The following is an 18195-nucleotide window of genomic DNA, read 5'->3' on the forward strand; positions in this document are numbered from 1 at the left end:
CGGGTGTTCGGGCTCACCCGGGTTTGCGGGCCTCGATCAGGAAGCGGGTGGTGTGGGCGACGAACGGCCCCTCGGTCTCGATCCGGTGGTGCAGCGCGGCGAGTTGTGACCGGTAGGCGTCCACGGTGAAGCCGGGCACCATCCAGATCACCTTGCGCAGGAAGTAGACGACGGCGCCGATGTCGAGGAACTCGGTGCGCAGGCGCTCCATCCGCAGGTCGACGACGTCGAGTCCGGCCGCCTCCGCCGCGGCACGTGCCTGCCCGGGATCGCGTCCGTTGCGTACGTGCGGCGGCTGCGGGCCGAGGAAGTACTCGACGAGTTCGAAGACGCTGGCCGGGCCGACCTGCTGCGAGAAGTACGTACCACCGGGGGCCAGGACCCGGGCGATCTCCTCCCACCACGTGGTCACCGGATGACGGCTGACCACCAGGTCGAAGGCCGCGTCGCCGAACGGCAGCGGGGGCTTGTCCTCGTCCGCGACCACCACCGCTCCCAGCGGATGGAGCAGGGCGGTGGCCCGGGCGATGTTCGGCGGCCAGCCCTCGGTGGCCACGGTCAGCGGCGGCAGCTTCGGCGCGGAGGCGAGCACCTCGCCGCCGCCGGTCTGGATGTCCAGCGCCGCACGCGCCCTGCCGAGGCGCTCCCCCATGGAACGGGCGTACCCCCAGGACGGGCGCTCCTCGGTGGCCCGGCCGTCGAGCCAGGAGAAGTCCCAGCCGGCCACGGAGACGGAGTCGGCCTCGGCGATCAGGGCCTCGAACCGGTCGTGTTCGGCCGCGGCAGCCGCCTGCGCGTCATCGGGATGTGGGGTCATACGGGAATGGTGGCAGCCGGTACCACCGGCCGCGACCGCATTTCCCGCGCGCCCGACGCTCCGGACGGCCTGTGCCCTCAGGCGGCCAGTGCGCCGAACAGGATGCCCAGCAGCGCACCGGCGATCATGAACGGGCCGAAGGGGATGCCCGTCTTGCGCCCGGCACGCCTCATCATCACCAGCCCCAGCCCGTACACCGCGCCGAACAGGAACCCGGCGAACCCGCCCGCGAACACGACGGCCCAGCCGTACCAGCCGAGGGCCACGCCCAGGGACAGGGCGAGCTTGACGTCGCCGAAGCCCATCCCGTTCGGGTTGATGAGGAAGAGCAGGAAGTAGAAGGCTCCGAGGACGGCTCCGCCGAGCAGGGCGGACAGCCAGCCGCCGCCGTGCTCGGGCAGCAGGGCGGCGAGCCCGAGGAGTACGGCGGCCGCCGCCGCGGCCGGCAGGGTCAGCTGGTCGGGCAGCCGGTGGACCCGGCGGTCGATGGCCGCCAGGAGTACGCCCACGGGGGCGAGCAGCAGCCAGACGGCGAGCTCGGGCCGTGTGCCGGTGGCCGCCGCGAGGACGGCGCAGGCGAGGGCGGTGACGACGGGCGCGACGATGTGCGGGGCGTAGCGCGGGCCGCTCCGGCGCGGTGCGGCGGGCAGCGGTGGTGCGGCGTCCGGTCCCTGGGCGTCGTCCGCGTCACCGGCCGGCTCCGGCTCGGCGTCGTCCACCGGCCCGGGCGCGGCGGCCGTCCGCACGGCGACGGCGGCGCCCACCTCGGCGCAGGTCATGCAGCGCGTGGAACCGAACCAGCCGCGGGCGGGCCCGGTCAGGGCGTGGCCGGCGGGGCAGGCATCGCGCCACGCGTCGTCCGGCTCGACGGAGAACCGGTAGGCGGCGCGCGGCACCAGCAGTCCGGTCGCGGCTCCCCAGAGGGCGGCGACCCCGATCAGGATGGCGTACACATCATCGACCCTAGGCGGCCCGCGGGCACCGGTCATGGGCCCTGGGGCCCACTGCGGACCATTGCGGACCCAGAGCCCGTCACGTGGCGCTACCGTCATGGCCATGGCTCGATGGCGCAATGGAACAGGAACCCTGACGATCACGGACCGGGACGGGGAAGGCGGGACCGAGGTACCCCTGCGGATCGCGGCCTCGTACCGTCACCGCAGCCGTGGGCTGCTCGGTCAGGACGGGATCGACGGGGCGTTGATGATCACGCCGTGCGGGAGTGTGCACTCCTTCCGGATGCGGTTCACGATCGATGTGGCCTATCTGGACCGGAAGTTCAACGTGGTGGCGGTGCACACGATGAAGCCCGGGCGGCTCGGCCTGCCCCGGCTGCGGGCCCGGCATGTGATCGAGTCGGAGGCCGGCGCGATGGCGGCGTGGGGTCTGCGGCCCGGGATGCGGGTGCGGATCACCCAGCAGGCCGGCTGAGCACCGCCGCCACCGGCCCCGGCTGGGATGGGGCCCAGGACCCATGACGGAGGACCACCCGCGCCGTAGGCTCAACACCATGTCATCCATGGGGGAGTTGCGTCGTCGGGTGCGCCGGTGGTCTCGGACCTCGGTGCCGCGTACGGGTGTGCGTGTGCCGGTGGTGCGGCGGCGGGGTGACCGGGGTCAGGGGGCGTTGGAGTATCTGGGTCTGACGCTGGTGGTGGTGGCGATCGTCGGTGCTCTGGTGGGTACGGGGATCGGTGCGGATCTGACGGCGAAGATCGGTGTGCAGGTCTGCCGGATCGGTGGTGGCGGGAACTGTGGTGGTGACGGCGGGAACCAGGCTCAGGGCGGGGATCAGAATGCTCCGGGGCAGGGGGATCCGGCGTCGGACAGGAATCCTGACGGTTCGCCGAAGTCGCCGGAGCAGATCGCGTACGACAAGGCTCTGAAGGATCTCCAGGACGCGCAGAGCGACGAGAAGTCCAACAGTGACAAGGCGATCGACGCGGCGAAGGAGCTCGCGAAGATCCTTGCCGACGAGCTCGGGATCACCGACGCGCTGGACTGCATCACCAAGGGCGACATGGGTGCCTGCACCGAGACGCTGATCAACGTGCTCCTCAGCCTCGTCGGTGGTGCGGTCGGGAAACTCGCCGCGAAGTACGGGGCGCCGTGGAAGTGGAAGAAGGCCTACAAGCTCATCCAGTCCCTGAAGAAGCACGGCGGGGATCTGTATGACGGGCTCAAGGGACTCCTCAAAAGCCGCGGCAAGGTCAAGGACGCCCAGAAAGCCCTCGACGACGCGGCCAAGAAACTCGACGACACCAAGAAGCCACCCAAAAAGGACGACCCGAAGCCCGACGAGAAGAAGCCCGACGACAAGCCGACGACCTGCGCGGTGAAGCACAGCTTCCTGCCCGGGACCCCGGTCCTCCTCGCCGACGGCCGTCGCATGTCCATCGAGAAGGTGCGCGTCGGCGACCTGGTCGAGGCCACGGACCCGGTCAGCGGTCTGAGCCAGGCGCGGCCGGTCACGCAGACCTTCACCACGTACGACGACAAGGCCTTCGTCCGGCTGACCGTGCGCACCTCGTCCGGCACGGCACTCCTGGACGCCACCGACACCCATCCGTTCTGGCTCACCGACCGGGGCCGCTGGACGGACGCGGCCGACATCGAGCCGGGCGCCACCCTGCGTACGGAGGCCGGCGGCACGCTGCGCGTCGTCACCGTGCGCGAGTACACCGGGCGGCGCACCACCCACGACCTGTCCGTGGACGGTATCCACAGCTACTACGTGGGCGTGGGCACCCGGAGCAGCGCCCTCGTCCACAACAACGACCCCTGCGACAACCCGGACTACGACCCCGATCCCAACTACGGCATCAAGGACGAGGTCTACGACAAGATCGACACGAAGTACGGGCCGGAGACCGCCCGAGGCGTGGACTACCAGGCGCAGGTCATCAAGACCATGCGGGAGACCGTGCCGGGCGAGACGCCGGCCCAGGCTGCGGCGCGGATCAAGCGGGCGCAGGACCACATCCTCCCCGGCACCGACGGGGACCCGACGAAGATGGCCGCGTACCTGGCCAAGTACAAGAACCGGAAGTTCACCCATCACGACGCCAACCCGCCGGACCCGAACAACCCGAGCGCCCAGGTGGACGCCATCTGGGAGAATGGCGTGGTGATCGTCAAGGACGGCACGATGATCCACGGGTACAAGATGTCGGAAGCGGCGTTCAACGCCAGGTTCACGGCGGGAGCGAAGCGCAATTGACGCATGCTGAGGCGGAATCGCAGGCCGAGGTCCGTATCCGGACCGCTTCGGACGGGCGGTACGTGCTGTACGTGACCGAGCGGCAGTTCCATCTGCTGCGGCGGGCCGTGCTCACCCTCGCCGACCACGAGACGTCTCCCGCCGCCCGGCGGCTCGTCCTGGGCCCCGGCGGGGTCTCCCTGGACGAGCCGCTCCAGCTGGGACTCTCGTACGACGAGGCGGTGCCCGGACCGGTCACACTCAGCTTCGAGCAGCTGCACGCCCTCCACGCGGTCCTCACCACGCTTCCGGGCGCGGCGATCTGGCCGGAGCCGGAGTTCGTGGAGCGGGTGGGCGACTTCCGCGAGACGGTCCTCACGATGGCCGGCCTGCTGCGATGGGCGTTCCGGGAACAGCCGGTGGCGGAGAAGGAGCACGGGTGAGGGCGCGCGTACGGATCCGGCGGGCGGACGACGGGGCCGGATGGGTGCTGAGTCCGGGCTCCGACCAGCTGGCCCTGCTGCGCCGCTGCACCGACGCGTTCCGCGCCGAGATGCCCGACCGCGCACAGCGCGACTTCGTGCTGGGCGAGCACGGCGAGAGCCTGCCGGCGCTCTTCGCGGCGGATCCGGCTGCGGTCGCCGAGGCAGGCCTTCCGATGACGGAGGGTGCGCTGCGGGCCGCGCACACCCTCCTGGTCACCCTGCTCGTTCTCATTCCCTCCGAACGGGCCTTCATGGAGCGGACGGGGCACTACCGCGATCACGTGGCGGGGACTGCCTACGGGATGAGGCGCGCGGCCTCCGCCCAGTGAGGCGCAGGCGCTGAGGAGGGGCCGCGCCCGGCCCGATGCCGGGCGGCGGAGATAATCGGCCGTATGCCCCCCGACCCTTCCCCCCAGGTCACCGCCGCCCGCCCGCGCCCCGACCGCCCGCCGGTGCGCGGGCGCGCGGCTGCCGCGCTCGTCACGGCCGCACCCGCGCTCGGCGCGTACGCCGCCGTACGGATGGTCGGACTCGTCGTCTTCTGGGCCGCCGCATCGGCCGCGGGCAAGGACGCGCCGCACCTGCTCTCCGAGCGCTGGGACTCCGTCTGGTACCAGCGGGTCGCGGAGAACGGCTACGGGTACACGGTCACGCTCCCGGACGGCGGCATCCACTCCGACCTGGCCTTCTTCCCGCTGCTGCCCGCTCTGGAGCGTGCCATCGCGGAGATGACCCCGCTCGGCCTCGCGGGCGCCGGACTGCTGGTCGCCTGGTCCGCCGGGCTGCTCGCCGCGTGGGGCATCTTCGCCGTCGGGGCACGGCTGCACGGGCGTCGGGCCGGGGTGGTCCTGGCGACGCTGTGGGGGGTGTACCCGACGGCGTTCGTCCAGTCGATGGCGTACACCGAGACCCTGTTCACCGCACTCGCGGCCTGGTCGCTGTACGCCGCGCTGACCCGGCGGTGGATCGTGGCCGGCGGACTGTGCGCGCTCGCCGGGCTGACCCGCCCCTCAGCCGCCGCGCTGATCGCCGCCCTCGCGATCTCCGCCGCCGTGACCCTCGTACGGGAGTACCGCGGCGGCGCCGTCGACGGCCTCGTGCGCCGCCACGGACGGATGCTCCTCGGGGTGGCGCTCGCGCCGCTGGGCTGGCTCGCGTACGTGGTGTTCGTCGCCGTGCGCGAAGGCAGCCCGTTCGCCTACTTCGACGTCCAGGCGCAGTGGGGCAACAGCATCGACGGCGGCGCGGCCCTCGCCTCCTTCATCTTCGGCCTGCCGCTGCCCGGCATGCTCGGGCTGTGCGCGGCGCTGGCGGCGCTCGGCTGGCTGGTGTCCCTGTGCGTGCGGCAGCGCCAGCCGCTTCCCGTACTCGTCTACGGCATCGCCGTCGTCGTCATCTCGCTGATCGGCTCCGGGTACTTCGGCTCCCGGCCCCGGCTGATGATGCCCGCCTTCCCGCTCCTGCTGCCGCCCGCCGTCGCCCTGGCGCGGCTGCGCTCCACCGCCCGCACGGTGACGGTTCTGGCGGTACTGGCCGCGGGGTCGGCCGCGTACGGGGCCTGGACGCTGCTCGGCTCCGGGCCGCCGTGAGTTGGGTCCGTGGGCCCAAGCGTCCGGACCGCTCCAGTTGTTAGCGTGCAGAGTCCGTGCGGGATCGACGTCGGCGGTAGCGGTGCGCCGGTGAGGAGCAGTCAGTGATGAAGGCACGTGCGGCAGCCATGGCAGCCACCACAGCAGTGCTCTGCCTGGCGGCCGTCGCCTGCGGGCCGGACGGGAAGGCGTCCGAGAAGGACGGCGGGAAGGCCGCGGACGCACCCGCGAAGCCGAGCGGAACGGCCTCCTCGAACGCGAGCGATCCGGCCGCGAGCGACTCCGCCGCCCCGGCACCCACCTCGACCCCCACCAGCAGCGGCGAGGTCCTCGACGAGGCCGGGCTGGCCAAGGTCGCACTGACCACCGGTGAGGTGGCGAGCTACGAGGTCACGCCGATGCAGGGCGGCGAGGAGAGCGGCACGGAGCGGTCCGAGAACAAGGACTGCGAACCGCTCGTCGCCGTGATCAACGGCGCGCCCCAGCCCACTCCGGCCGCCACCGTCTTCCGTACCGTCATGGACAAGTCGGAGGAGGGCAAGGACGACCAGACCGTCGTCACCGAGATCCTCACCGCACACCCCAAGGACGCGGCGCAGCAGCTGATGCGCGGAGTCCGGGACGCGGTCCGGGCCTGCGCGGGCGGCTTCCGTACATCGAGCGAGGACGGCCCCTCCACCTACACCGAGGTCAAGCAGCTTCCGCTGCCTCCGGCAGGACAGGAGAGCATCGCCTACCAGGTGACCGGGAGCATCGAGGGGGACAAGGTGCCGCTGGTCTTCCAGCTGGTGCGCACCGGATCGACCGTCGTCACGTTCTACGTGGCGGACTTCCTCACGGCGAAGACCCCACAGCTCCCGGCCGAACTCGTCGCCGCCCAGGCGGCGAAGCTTCCCTGACGCGGTCCGGCCCCGCCGGGCCCCGGCAGATCATGTGGCCCACACCCGTCCGAGTGCCGGGGGTCGGGCCACAGCTGTTCACTCCCGTTCGGACAGGGACACCTCGGCGGTGAGCAAGGCACCCTCGGTGCCGTACAGCTCCAGCCACCTCTGTTCGTCCGAGGCATTGCCGATCCTGATGCCGAAGGTCCACGTCGGGTCGAGGAACAGGGTGTGCCCGCCCTCGAAGTCGAGGGCCAGGCAGGTGCAGACCGCTTCGTCGGCGCCCGGCGCACGGTAGACGCGCAGTCGGGTGCAGCGCAGTTCGTCGCGGCCGTCGCCGAAGAGCTGCTCACCGCACGAGGCGACGATCACCTCTTCCTCGGCTTCGGCGAGCAGCTCGATGTCGTCCCACCGGACGCCGTGCACCGCCGTGGCGTCCAGCCGGTCGAACTGGCCCACGGACTCGAACCGCAGCAGCCCCTCGTCCATCCGGAGCCAGACGGCGAGCGGCTGCGGACGGAACTCGGCAACCTCCTCGTCCCGGTCCAGGAATCCCGGGAGGAGGACATCGCGGACGGCATGGCCGCGCAGTGCCTTCTCGGCCGTCGGCCAACCACTCATGTCCGCTCCCCGCTCCTGCCCGGCCGCCGGCCGGGCACCTCCCATGCCGGCTACTTCACCGGCACCTTCTTCGTGATCACGATGCCGGTGTCCATGCCCTCGCCGCTCTTGAGGGCGGTCCAGAAGTCACCGTTCTCCTTGAGGACGACCGTCACGCCCTTGCCACGATAGATCAGTCCCTCGGGCTCGCCCTTCTTCAGCGTGCCCTTGCCGACCAGCTCGAACGTACCGTCCTTGATCGCGTCCGCGATGTCCTTCCGGAACTGCGGGCCGTCCTCCTTGAGCTTCTTGTACTTGGTGCCCAGCGCGTCCTCGATCAGCTTCTTGTGACGCTGGAAGTGGTCCTTGAACTTCTTGGGATCCCCTTCGCCCACACCGGGCTTGCGGGCCGCCTCCAGCTCTTCCGGCGACAGGTCGCAGTCGGTGTTGTGGACGAGCGCGTTCGCGGAGCCGATGCCCACGTAGTAGGTGTGCACGCCCTCGACCGTGAGGTCGTACGTCGTCTGCCGCTGGGTGTACCGCGTCACTCCGGTGACGGTCAGCGTCGCGCCGGTCTCGGTGCGCAGCGCGTCGCCGCGGCCGATGTCGCCCGCGTCCCTCCAGCGCCGCTGGCCGGTCACCCAGAACGGGTGGGTGTCCGTGGCGGTCAGCTGGGCCGGGGCCCCGCCGGTCCGGACGGTCAGCCGGGTGAAGTACTTGTCGTCGTGGGTGGTGATCGCCCGCTCGACGCGGCGGGCCTCGGTCCTGCCGCTCACCGGATCGGTGGCGGTCACCAGATCTCCGGCGCGCACCTTCTCGATGGACAGGGTGCGGCCGTCGGCGAGGAGGACGGGGGTGCCTGCCAGGAAGCTGTGCTTCACCGGGCAGGTGGTCGGCTTCTTCTCGTCGGGTTTGTCCTTGGGCTTCTTGGTGTCGTCGAGTTTCTTGGCCGCGTCGTCGAGGGCTTTCTGGGCGTCCTTGACCTTGCCGCGGCTCTTGAGGAGTCCCTTGAGCCCGTCGTACAGGTCCCCGCCGTGTTTCTTCAGGGACTGGATGAGCTTGTAGGCCTTCTTCCACTTCCAGGGCGCCCCGTACTTCGCGGCGAGTTTCCCGACCGCGCCACCGACGAGGCTGAGGAGGACGTTGATCAGCGTCTCGGTGCAGGCGCCCATGTCGCCCTTGGTGATGCAGTCCAGCGCGTCGGTGATCCCGAGCTCGTCGGCAAGGATCTTCGCGAGCTCCTTCGCCGCGTCGATCGCCTTGTCACTGTTGGACTTCTCGTCGCTCTGCGCGTCCTGGAGGTCCTTCAGAGCCTTGTCGTACGCGATCTGCTCCGGCGACTTCGGCGAACCGTCAGGATTCCTGTCCGACGCCGGATCCCCCTGCCCCGGAGCATTCTGATCCCCGCCCTGAGCCTGATTCCCGCCGTCACCACCACAGTTCCCGCCACCACCGATCCGGCAGACCTGCACACCGATCTTCGCCGTCAGATCCGCACCGATCCCCGTACCCACCAGAGCACCGACGATCGCCACCACCACCAGCGTCAGACCCAGATACTCCAACGCCCCCTGACCCCGGTCACCCCGCCGCCGCACCACCGGCACACGCACACCCGTACGCGGCACCGAGGTCCGAGCCCACCGGCGCACCCGACGACGCAACTCCCCCATGGATGACATGATTTCGACCCTAGGCGCGCCGAGCGACCCCGTCATGGGTCCCCGGGCCCAAAGCCGCACACATGCCCCGCATCCGCGCGTGCGGCACAGGCGGTCAGGATCCGGGCAACCCGTCCTCGGCGAGGCTCCGCACGTCCGCGTCGACTGCCGGATCGGTCGCGATCCGCCGCAGCGCCGCGAGGCTCTCCGGTACGCCCACGGTCCAGCGGAGCATCCACACCGCCTGCTCCGCCGCACAGCGACGCGCGACGCAGCACAGCGCCAGCTCCATCGCCCACGGCACGAGCAGGTCCTCCTCGTCGACCTGCGCGATCCACCGGAAGGCGGCATCGGCGAACTGCTCACGCACGTACGGCAGCCAGAAGGCGATGAAGGGCTCGACCTCACCCGGTACGCCGGGGATGGCCAGCTCCTCGGCCTCCGCTCGTGCTGCCGCCATGCGCTCACGGGTGACCAGCCGGGTCTCCGGCATCAGGCCTCGCAGCACGTCGGGCACCCCGATGCGCCGGATGCCCGTGCCGGCGTCCCAGTCGGGCGCGTCCCAGACCGCCCGCACCTCGCGCGGGACGGGTTCGCCCGGCAGGCACGCCTCCAGGACCGCACGCGCGTGGGCGATGCTCTCCGCGTCCTCGTCGACGTACCGGCCGGAGGAGGGAAGTGTCCACCCTTCCCAGAGCCAGGGTGTCGGCACGCTCAGGACGGCCTCGGGCAGCAACACCTCACCGCCCTTTGGCACCCCGGCATCTCCCCGGTCGCGACGCAGGCGCCAGAGCCGCTCCCGTACCAGGTCCCGCTCGTCGTCGCCGAGCGATGCGCTGCGCACCATCCGCAGCAACTCGGTCTCGTCCTCCGGCACGGTCAGGTCCTCTCCGTCCACTCGTTCCGATCCTCTGCACGTGCGCACCCGTGCAGAGCACACACCGTTCCGCTCGCGCACGCCATCATCCGGCCCGCGTGTCCGTCCTCCGCTTCACTGCACGCCCAGGAAGCCCATGGCCGCCCGGGGATTGTTCATACGCCCTTCGCTCACGGCCTGTCGCCTCTCCGATTCGCTGAGACGGCTCCAGGCATCATTCATCTTCTGGAGCTGGGTCGGCGAAACGTCCTGGCCACCGATCCGGGCGCCGACACCCTGCTCGGCCATCCGGCCGGCCGGGGTACCGCTCGGTGCCGTACCGCTCTTGTCCTTCTCGAAGCCGTCGAAGATCTTCTCCCAGCCCTTTTCCGTCGCGATCTCATAGCGGGCCTGCCGTCCCTCGCCTGCCTTCTGCCAGTCGCCGAGCCGCTTGATCTGCTCGTGGACGCTGGCCTTGCGCGCGGCGTTGCCGGTGTTCTTGACCTCCACGGTGTGGACCTTGCCGTCCAGCCCCTTGTAAACGGCATCCGCCTCCGGCACTCCGCTCATGTCCGCGGTGGTCCCGTCGCCGAGGTCCACCGAGTCGCGTGCCCCCTTGCGATCGCCGATACCGGCGTAGACCTTGGTGCCGGGCGCCGCCTCGTGCTCGGCGATGCGCTGGGCGGCGCGGACCTCGGCCATGGCCTCCGCGAGAGCATGACGGTTCGTGGCGCGGACGACCGGGCCTCCGAGAGCGCCCCTGCTCTGGCTGTCGATGTTCTTCGTACGCAGGGCCGCAGCCAAGTCCTCCAGGGAGTCGGCGAGTTCCTTCTTGCCGATCTCGCCGCGTGACAGGTCCGGGTCGTCCTTGCCCAGCTTCAGCAGTCGGTCGAGACCCTTCTCGTCCAGCTGGAAGCGCTCGCTCTTCTCCGTGATCTGCTTGTTCTTGTGATCCTGGATGATCTTGCGTACGACGTCGGCGCGGGCGTCCAACGCCTGCTGCTGCGCCTCCCTGGACGCCTTGACGTCGTCGTCGTCCGGTCCGCAGGTGGGTGAACCCGCGCGGAGGGCCACGGCCGGGGAACGGCTGCCGCGGTACACAGCAGGCGCCGCCGTGCCGGTGCCGGTGCCGGCATGGCTGAAGGTCGCGAAAGGAACCCGGGCCCGGGGCATCGCAATGTTCTTGCAGGCCTTCTTCTGACCCTTCCGGGCCTTCTCCGCGGCCTCGTCAGCGGCCTTCTGCGCCTCGTCGGCATGTTTGGCAGCCGCATCGAGGTCGCCCTTCTCGGCAGCCTTCCTCGCGTTCTCCGCCGCCTCGGCGGCACGCCCCGCCGGCGTGTCCGGGAAGTGCGGCTTCTTGATCTTGCCGAGCTTGGTGAACTTCTTGAAGGTCTTGGGGGAGAGGATTCCCACGAGTCCGAGAATCGTGTTTCCGCCGGCCGCGCCGTAGTTGCCCTTCTTCCAGTTCTCCTTGTCGACGAACATGTCGACGGCGAAGTCCTTGGTGAAGCTCAGCCCCTTCTTCGTGCCCTCCCAGGCAGCACCGAACTTGTCCCCCTTCTTCCACTTCTCGGAGACGCTGCCGCCCTTCTCCTTCCACCAGCCGGTGGTGTAGTCCTTCAAGCCGTTCCAGCTGTCCGTGACCACCTTCTTGGGGTTGGTGAGCACCGCGTAGGTGTCATTGACCAGCCCGGTGAACGGAGCGACGAAGAAGCCCCGGGTGTGATCCCACCAACTGCGGTCGTGCCGCTCGTCGGGTATCAACGGCTCGTCGGGGTCGTCCTTGAAGTCGTCGTTGTCCACCTCGCGCTCCAGCGGGCCGGGCGCGACGGGGCGGGTGGTGCCGTCCCCGCTGACGACCACCACATCGCTCATGTCACCGGGGTCACCACCTGTACCGCCGGCGCCTCCGCCCGTACCGCCGGTGCCGGTGCTTCCGCCCGCATCACCGGCCTCCGAGGGGTCGTTCGCTTCCACATCCGCGCCCGCACCGCCCCCTCCGCCGCAGTCGCCGCCCCCGCCGATCCGGCAGACCTGGGCGCCGATCTTCTGCGTCAGCTCCTGGCCGATCCCCGTCGCCACGAGCCCCCCGATGACCGCCGCGACGACCAGGACCAGACCCAGGTACTCCAGCGCCGTCTGCCCGCGGTCGCGCCGCCAGAGAATCATCCGCTCCACGCGGAAGGCTCTCGGTTCCTCACGCTGCCCGGCCGGCAACGCGAACCAGTCACGCGCCTCCGGACTGCGCAGCAGCACCAGCGTCGCGACCGGAATGGCCGTCTGCGTGAGTCCGCGGTAGTCCATGTGCAGAAGGGAAACGAATGAGAGCCACAGCAGCCAGCACTGAACTGCCGTCAGTCCGCGGGCCACCCACACACCGCCCCGCGCCGCGCGGCGAGCCAGCACCACGGCGACCACACTCGGCAGCGAGTCGTACAACAGCACGCCCAGGAGCTCGCCGTTGACGTAGGACACCATCGACAGCACGGTCAGCACATAGAGCAGGGACAGTCCGAACTGGATCCACTGCATGCCCTGTATCCACAGCAAGGACCGCGGCGCCGGGGCCTGCCCGGCCGCCCACGGCCCGAAGGCGTCACCACCGCCGGCGCCACCGGCGGTCATCGGCCTCGAACCCCGTTGCACCGCACGCTCGACGGACTCCGCCCAGCCCCCACCCGCACCATTCATGCTCGTACACTAATGCGAATCCCTCGGTCACAGCTTGGGCCCACGGGCCCAACATCACGCCCGCGGAGTCCGGTTGGCGCCGTCCCGCGCAGCCCGGACTCGAACTTCTCGCCCTCACCGGCACCCTTGGGCCCAACTTTGGGGCCATAGGCCCAGGTCAGCATGGTCGCGCAGTCGTACGCTCGGAGCATGCCCGTTGTTCGGAGCATGCCAGGAACGGGCCGGGTGAGTGGACTTCGGAGAGGAAGAACCGTGAACGGTGGCAGCGGCTGGGAGAACGGAAGCGCGGGGCGCCGGCCCCCGGGGTACGGACCCGGTCGTACGGAAAGAGCGGGCGGCGGGCCCCTGTTGATGCTCGCCCGGTGCTGGGCCGTCGGGGCGGTGGTCCACGTCATCGCCGGATACGTGATCTCCCGGGGGCTCGTCGACCTGCTGGCCACCGACGAACGGCTGGACGTGTTCACGTGGCGGCTGGCGCTCCAGCACGTACCCGCCGTCCTCACGACCGTGCTGACCGTGCTGGCATCCACCCGGGTCCTGCCCGCGGAACAGCGCGACTCCCGCCCGCTGCACCTGTCGGCCGCCCTCGGCGTGCCGCTGGCCGCGCTCGGCTACGGGTACGCGGTGCTGTGGCAGCTCTCCGACATGGAGGCGGTCCTGCTGCCCGTCGTCACCCTGGCGACCGGAGCGGCGGTGGGCCTGGCCGTCGACCGGCTGATGGACGACGGCGACACGGGGTCGCCGCAGGCCGCCCCGTACTACTGGCGTGACGGCGGAGCCACCGCCACGGGCTACCTCGGGGGGATCCTCGTGGCCACCGGCACGGTCGCGGCACTCGCCACGGCGGGGGTCGTCGGCTAGAGCCACGACACGGGGGCGGGGGGCGGGGAGCCGGGAGCGGCTCCCCGCCCCCCGCCCCATGTCCGCCGCGCCCGCCCCGCCGCCACCAGCACTCCTACCGGTTGGGCACATCACTTCCGTACACCACCCAGGGCGACTGCTCGAACGAGTTCACCCCGCTCAACTGCGGCTGCGCGGAAGCCACTTCCGGCCGTACTGCGAGCGTGTCCGGCCAGTGGTCGAAGTACACCGTGCCCCTCACGATGAACCCCCTCCAGTCGGTGGCCGCCGACGCGCCCTCACGGTCGACCACGAAGCCGACGCACAGCAGCGACGCCCTCCCGATCGCCTCGCGCACCGCGCGGACGACTGTCTCCCGCTCGTCCCGCGGCAGGCCTCCGAGGGTGAACCGCAGCTCCACCGTGCCGTCGTCCGTCCGCCGGACCCGGGCGGGCACCTCGGAGCCACTGGGCAGCCAGAGCAGGAAGTCGACCTGGTCCAGGCGTTGCAGGCCGGCCAGGAGGACGAGCTGGTCCCGCGTCACCCAGGACTGGGTGACGGACGGCCGGGAGCCCGGCCCGAGCAGCGTGATGCGCCGGGTGACCGGATGATCGGGCCGTACACCCGCCGCCTCCAGGTCGCCGAGCAACGACTCGGCGTCGGGGCGGCTCCAGCCCAAGTGGTACGAGTAGAAGAATCCGTCACTCATCGACACGTCACCTCATGAAGAGAATCCGGGCACCCCGGATTCACCCCGGCACGAGCCGGATGAGAGGTGGCCGCCCTGCTGGTCAGGTAGAGCGTGGAAATCCCTGCGCACGCGAGCGCATCCGTCACACCGCCGGTCCGGCGGCGTCGCGAGGGGCTCGCGCCTGGTCAGCACGAGCGTAATGAGCACCGCCGCCCGGTGCGTGGGCCCACGGGCCCACGGCGGACCCCAATGCCGCACGGGGTCCGGCGCGACAGCCGGTCCGGCATCGGCCGGGAGACCGGCGACGGCATCACGGGTCGATACGACGGGGGCCGTCCGGCCGTCCAGGGCCCTGCGCTGTGCCACGCCGCGCCCGCTCCAGTTCGACGTTGAACTGGGCACCGGTCAGCAGCGCCAGGTTCGTGAACCACACCCAGATCAGGAACACCACGAGCCCGGCGAGTGAGCCGTACAGCCGGCTGTAGGACCCGATGTACGTCGCGTACAGCGCGAACCCCGCCGAGGCCACCAGCCACAGCAGCGCCGCCAGCACCCCGCCCGGCAGCGCCTGCCGCGTACCGCGCGCGGACGCCGGCCCGGTGCGGAAGAGGACCATGATCAGGCAGGCGACCAGGCAGAGGAGGACCGGCCACTTCAGCGCCTCCCACACCGCGTCCCCCAGATGCGCGAGCCCCATCCGGTGCCCCAGCCAGCGTGCCAGCGGCCCGGACAGCACGAGGGCGAACGCGCTGGTCATCAGGAGCAGCAACAGCCCGATCGCGGAGACCACGATGATGTGGGCCTTGCGCAGGGCGGGCCGGGTGTCGGGCACCCCGTGCATCGCGTGCATGGCCCGCCGGAACACGGCCAGATAGCTGGACGCGGACCAGACCGCGCTGAGGGTGCCGGTCGCGACCAGCAGCCAGACGGCGGTGCGCTGCTGGGTGGCCGCCTCCAGCGGCTGGCGCAGAGCGGCGCCGGACTCCGCCGGGGCGAAGGCGGTGATGTCGGCGATCAGCGCCTTCGTGGCCTCCGGAGCGGTCAGCCCGATGACGGAAACCGTGACCAGCAGCGCGGGCAGCAGCGCGAGGATGGCGTAGTACGTGAGGGCTGCCGCCCAGTCGGAGAGGTCGTCGTTCCACAGGGAGACGGGCGTCCGCCGGAGCGCGACGGGCCAGCGCCTCGGCGGTCCGGGCGTACGGCCGGACGCCCGGACCGGCGCGCCGGTGAGGGCGCCGTTGAACTTGGTGAACACGGGTGGGCTCCGGGGACGTAGGAGGATCGGCACGGTCGGGTGCCTCACGGGGAACGACAGCGGGGAGGCCCGTGGGGCGACGGCGAAGCGCTCCGGCGTCCGGTCCTCGTGACACCGTGTGCTGCCCTTCCTCTTCTGCTCCGGTACGCGCCCGGTACACCCGATTCCTCCGGATGGCGGGCGGAGGTGGCACCCGCGACTCCTCCGGATGGCAGGCACGGCGGCGCCCGGCGCGACTCCTGCGGATGGCGGGTGGAGGCGGCGCCCGGCGCGACTCATCCGGATGGCAGGTGGAGGTGGCGCCCGCGCGGACCGGCCGCGGGGCGTCCTGCCCGGCACCGCACGCCTTGAGCCCGGCGGGCCGCCGCCTGCGCGGACGGGGCGGAACGGCCCGCCCTCACACCGCGGGCGTCACGGGCCGGCTCTCCCGCGCCCAGGAAGCCAGGAGCCGCAGTGCGGTCTCGGAGGCCGAGCCCTCCTCCACCGTGTACGCGATCAGGGCCTGGTCCGGGTCGTCGGGCAGTCGCAGCGTCTCGAACCCGAGGTCGAGCCGGCCCACGACGGGGTGGGCGTAGGCGTACTGGCCGTGGGTCTTGTCCTTGAGCCGGTGCTCGGCCCAGACCTCACGGAACTCCGCGCTTCCGGAACTGAGTTCGTCGATCAGCTCCGCCGTCTCGGGGTCGCCGGGGTGGCGGGCGGCGTCGAGGCGGAGGTAGGCGACGACGTCGGCCGCCTTGCCCCGCCAGTCCACGTACAGGCTGCGCATCCCCTCGTCCTGGAACACCAGCCGGGCCTTGTTGCGCTGTCGCGGCGGGAGCGCGCCGAAGTCCGTGATCAGGGCCGCGGCGAGACCGTTCCAGGCGAGCACGTCGGTGTTCCTGCCGACGATGTACGCCGGCACGTCACCGGCGGAGTCCAGGAGCCGGCGCAGCCCCGGCCGTACCTGCTGCCGGCCCGGCGCCTCGGCGGTGTGCCCGGGGCCCGGCCAGGGCCGGGCGAGCCGGTGCAGGTGATCGCGCTCCACCGCGTCCAGCCGCAGCGCACGCGCGACGGCGTCCAGCACGGCCTCGGAGAAGTGGAGCGTACGTCCCTGCTCCAGCCGTACGTAGTGGTCCACGCTCACGCCGGCCAGTCGGGCCAGCTCCTCCCGGCGCAGGCCCGGTACCCGCCTGCGGCCCCCGTAGTCCGGCAGTCCCAGCTCCTCGGGTTGCAGCCGGGCCCTGCGGGACCGGAGGAACTCACCCAGCTCTGCGCGTCGGTCCAGTGCCATGGCCCCAGTATCCGTCCCGGCCGGGCGAGTTCACCCCCCGCAGCCTGGTCATCCCGTGCCCAGGCACGGGCAGGCCCTGGGTGGCCCGGGGCCGGACGGCCAGGGTGGAGGCACGACGAGACGGGCGAGCGCCCCGCCCGGCCCGCCCGATCCACCCGCCCGGCCCTGACCCGTCCCGCCCTGGCCCGACCCGCCCTGGCCTGACCCGACCGACCCGACCCGACCCGACCCGACCCGACCTACCCGACCCGACCCGACCCGACCCGTTCCATCGTGAGGAAAGCAGACCTTCATGACGTCCCCGTCCATGTCCACCTCCCTCCCCGGCGCCGCACTCGGCCGCACCGGCATGCACATCTCCCGCCTCGGTTTCGGCTCCTGGGCCGTCTCCGGTTCCGGCTGGCAGTTCGGCTGGGGGCCCACCGACGACGCCGAGTCCGTCGCGGCGATCCGTCGCGCCCTCGACCGCGGCGTGAACTGGATCGACACCGCCGCCGTGTACGGGCTCGGCCACTCCGAGAAACTGATCGGCAAGGCACTGGCCGGCCTTCCGGACGCCGAACGCCCCTACGTGTTCACCAAGGCCGGCCTCGTCTGGGACCCTGCCGATCCGCAGGCCGCTCCGCGCCGGGTCATGAAGCCCGCGAGTGTGCGTCGCGAGGTGGAGGACTCGCTGCGCCGGCTCGGGACCGACCATATCGACCTGTACCAGGTGCACTGGCCGGACACCGGTGAATCCCTCGCGTACGCGGGCGAAGGAAACGGGGCGGTGTCCGCGAACGCCACGCCGATCGAGGAGTACTGGCAGGTCATGGCCGATCTCAAGGCATCGGGGAAGGTGCGCGCGATCGGGTTGTCGAACCACTCGCCCGAACTGCTCGAAGCCGCCGAACGCGTCGCGCACGTCGACGTGATCCAGCCGCCGTTCTCCGCGGTCAACCGTTCGGCCGCCGCCGAGATCGCCTGGGCCCGGGCCCACGGCACCGGGGTCATCGTCTACTCACCCCTGCAGTCCGGTCTCCTGACCGGCACCTTCTCGGCAGCGCGCGTGGCCGCCCTGCCCGCGGACGACTGGCGGGCCTCCCACCACGACTTCACCGCGGGCCTGCCGGCCAACCTTCGGCTCGCCGAAGCCCTGCGGCCCGTGGCGGCCCGGCACGGAGCCACGGTCGCGGAGATCGCCCTCGCCTGGGCGCTCGCCTGGCCGGGCATCACGGGCGCGATCGTCGGCGCCCGCAAGCCCGCCCAGGTCGACGGCTGGGCCGGCGCCGGTTCCGTGGAGCTGAGCCCGGCCGACCTGGACGAGATCACCGCCGCACTCACCGCATCCGGTGCGGGCACGGGCCCGGTCCGGCCGTGA

At 71.4% G+C, this 18195-nt stretch carries 17 protein-coding genes; 8 read left to right on the forward strand and 9 right to left on the reverse strand.

Going from position 1 to position 18195, the window contains the following annotated elements; all coding sequences use genetic code 11:
* Window positions 1–13: 13 nt before the first annotated feature.
* Together ACIQMX_RS02305 and ACIQMX_RS02310 are read right to left on the reverse strand one after the other, a co-directional pair.
* Window positions 14–817, reverse strand: coding sequence for a class I SAM-dependent methyltransferase (locus ACIQMX_RS02305; RefSeq protein WP_363065301.1), 804 nt, complete (start codon window positions 815–817; stop codon window positions 14–16).
* Window positions 818–894: 77 nt separating this feature from the next.
* A complete protein-coding gene (locus ACIQMX_RS02310) occupies window positions 895–1770 on the reverse strand; it encodes a prepilin peptidase (RefSeq protein WP_402474438.1) in 876 nt (291 codons plus the stop codon).
* Between the two features lie 103 nt (window positions 1771–1873).
* Between ACIQMX_RS02310 and ACIQMX_RS02315 the strand changes: the two genes are divergently transcribed.
* The 6 genes from ACIQMX_RS02315 (at window position 1874) to ACIQMX_RS02340 (ending at window position 6989) form a co-directional block, all read left to right on the forward strand.
* Window positions 1874–2248 (forward strand): DUF192 domain-containing protein, encoded by a 375-nt coding sequence (locus tag ACIQMX_RS02315; protein WP_402474440.1) that lies wholly within the window; start codon window positions 1874–1876, stop codon window positions 2246–2248.
* Between the two features lie 196 nt (window positions 2249–2444).
* Window positions 2445–4037 (forward strand): Hint domain-containing protein, encoded by a 1593-nt coding sequence (locus ACIQMX_RS02320; RefSeq protein WP_402474441.1) that lies wholly within the window; start codon window positions 2445–2447, stop codon window positions 4035–4037.
* Window positions 4034–4459: a hypothetical protein gene (locus tag ACIQMX_RS02325; protein ID WP_363065317.1), complete on the forward strand. Its 426-nt coding sequence runs from the start codon at window positions 4034–4036 to the stop codon at window positions 4457–4459. Before ACIQMX_RS02320 ends, ACIQMX_RS02325 begins: the two co-directional genes overlap by 4 nt.
* Complete coding sequence (locus tag ACIQMX_RS02330; RefSeq protein WP_363065315.1) at window positions 4456–4830, forward strand: hypothetical protein; 375 nt, start codon at window positions 4456–4458, stop codon at window positions 4828–4830. The genes ACIQMX_RS02325 and ACIQMX_RS02330 overlap by 4 nt, the downstream gene beginning before the upstream one ends.
* A 63-nt stretch (window positions 4831–4893) precedes the next feature.
* Window positions 4894–6090, forward strand: coding sequence for a hypothetical protein (locus ACIQMX_RS02335; protein WP_402474442.1), 1197 nt, complete (start codon window positions 4894–4896; stop codon window positions 6088–6090).
* 107 nt (window positions 6091–6197) lie between these two features.
* A complete protein-coding gene (locus ACIQMX_RS02340; RefSeq protein ID WP_363065311.1) occupies window positions 6198–6989 on the forward strand; it encodes a hypothetical protein in 792 nt (263 codons plus the stop codon).
* A 78-nt stretch (window positions 6990–7067) separates the two neighbouring features.
* Here the strand turns inward: ACIQMX_RS02340 and ACIQMX_RS02345 are convergent, their stop codons facing one another.
* The 4 genes from ACIQMX_RS02345 to ACIQMX_RS02360 form a co-directional block, all read right to left on the reverse strand.
* On the reverse strand, window positions 7068–7592 hold the full coding sequence (locus ACIQMX_RS02345; RefSeq protein WP_402474444.1) for a hypothetical protein: 525 nt from the start codon (window positions 7590–7592) through the stop codon (window positions 7068–7070).
* Between the two features lie 50 nt (window positions 7593–7642).
* Entirely contained in the window at window positions 7643–9136 is a 1494-nt protein-coding gene (locus ACIQMX_RS02350; protein ID WP_402474446.1) for a Hint domain-containing protein, read from the reverse strand.
* Between the two features lie 211 nt (window positions 9137–9347).
* Entirely contained in the window at window positions 9348–10130 is a 783-nt protein-coding gene (locus ACIQMX_RS02355) for a hypothetical protein (protein ID WP_402474448.1), read from the reverse strand.
* 93 nt (window positions 10131–10223) lie between these two features.
* Window positions 10224–12620, reverse strand: a complete 2397-nt coding sequence (locus ACIQMX_RS02360; RefSeq protein ID WP_402474449.1) for a Flp family type IVb pilin — start codon at window positions 12618–12620, stop codon at window positions 10224–10226.
* A 411-nt stretch (window positions 12621–13031) separates the two neighbouring features.
* Between ACIQMX_RS02360 and ACIQMX_RS02365 the strand changes: the two genes are divergently transcribed.
* Window positions 13032–13640: a hypothetical protein gene (locus ACIQMX_RS02365; protein ID WP_402474451.1), complete on the forward strand. Its 609-nt coding sequence runs from the start codon at window positions 13032–13034 to the stop codon at window positions 13638–13640.
* A 94-nt stretch (window positions 13641–13734) separates the two neighbouring features.
* Here ACIQMX_RS02365 and ACIQMX_RS02370 read toward each other — a convergent pair whose 3' ends face one another.
* The 3 genes from ACIQMX_RS02370 to ACIQMX_RS02380 form a co-directional block, all read right to left on the reverse strand.
* Window positions 13735–14328 (reverse strand): hypothetical protein, encoded by a 594-nt coding sequence (locus ACIQMX_RS02370; protein ID WP_363075579.1) that lies wholly within the window; start codon window positions 14326–14328, stop codon window positions 13735–13737.
* A 292-nt stretch (window positions 14329–14620) separates the two neighbouring features.
* On the reverse strand, window positions 14621–15565 hold the full coding sequence (locus ACIQMX_RS02375) for a YihY/virulence factor BrkB family protein (protein WP_402474453.1): 945 nt from the start codon (window positions 15563–15565) through the stop codon (window positions 14621–14623).
* A 397-nt stretch (window positions 15566–15962) separates the two neighbouring features.
* Window positions 15963–16835, reverse strand: coding sequence for a helix-turn-helix transcriptional regulator (locus ACIQMX_RS02380; protein ID WP_363075575.1), 873 nt, complete (start codon window positions 16833–16835; stop codon window positions 15963–15965).
* Window positions 16836–17127: 292 nt separating this feature from the next.
* Between ACIQMX_RS02380 and ACIQMX_RS02385 the strand changes: the two genes are divergently transcribed.
* Window positions 17128–18195 (forward strand): aldo/keto reductase, encoded by a 1068-nt coding sequence (locus tag ACIQMX_RS02385; protein ID WP_363075573.1) that lies wholly within the window; start codon window positions 17128–17130, stop codon window positions 18193–18195.

Origin of the sequence: Streptomyces sp. NPDC091416, from assembly GCF_044756845.1 — a bacterium.
GTDB lineage: Bacteria > Actinomycetota > Actinomycetes > Streptomycetales > Streptomycetaceae > Streptomyces.

Excerpts from the sequence above, each read along its gene's own strand:
- ACIQMX_RS02305 (WP_363065301.1), bottom strand. The coding sequence starts at position 817 with ATGACCCCACATCCCGATGACGCGCAGGCGGCTGCCGCGGCCGAACAC.
- ACIQMX_RS02315 (WP_402474440.1), top strand. The coding sequence starts at position 1,874 with ATGGCTCGATGGCGCAATGGAACAGGAACCCTGACGATCACGGACCGG.
- ACIQMX_RS02335 (WP_402474442.1), top strand. The coding sequence starts at position 4,894 with ATGCCCCCCGACCCTTCCCCCCAGGTCACCGCCGCCCGCCCGCGCCCC.
- ACIQMX_RS02340 (WP_363065311.1), top strand. The coding sequence starts at position 6,198 with ATGAAGGCACGTGCGGCAGCCATGGCAGCCACCACAGCAGTGCTCTGC.
- ACIQMX_RS02345 (WP_402474444.1), bottom strand. The coding sequence starts at position 7,592 with ATGAGTGGTTGGCCGACGGCCGAGAAGGCACTGCGCGGCCATGCCGTC.
- ACIQMX_RS02360 (WP_402474449.1), bottom strand. The coding sequence starts at position 12,620 with ATGCAGTGGATCCAGTTCGGACTGTCCCTGCTCTATGTGCTGACCGTG.
- ACIQMX_RS02370 (WP_363075579.1), bottom strand. The coding sequence starts at position 14,328 with ATGAGTGACGGATTCTTCTACTCGTACCACTTGGGCTGGAGCCGCCCC.
- ACIQMX_RS02380 (WP_363075575.1), bottom strand. The coding sequence starts at position 16,835 with ATGGCACTGGACCGACGCGCAGAGCTGGGTGAGTTCCTCCGGTCCCGC.
- ACIQMX_RS02385 (WP_363075573.1), top strand. The coding sequence starts at position 17,128 with ATGACGTCCCCGTCCATGTCCACCTCCCTCCCCGGCGCCGCACTCGGC.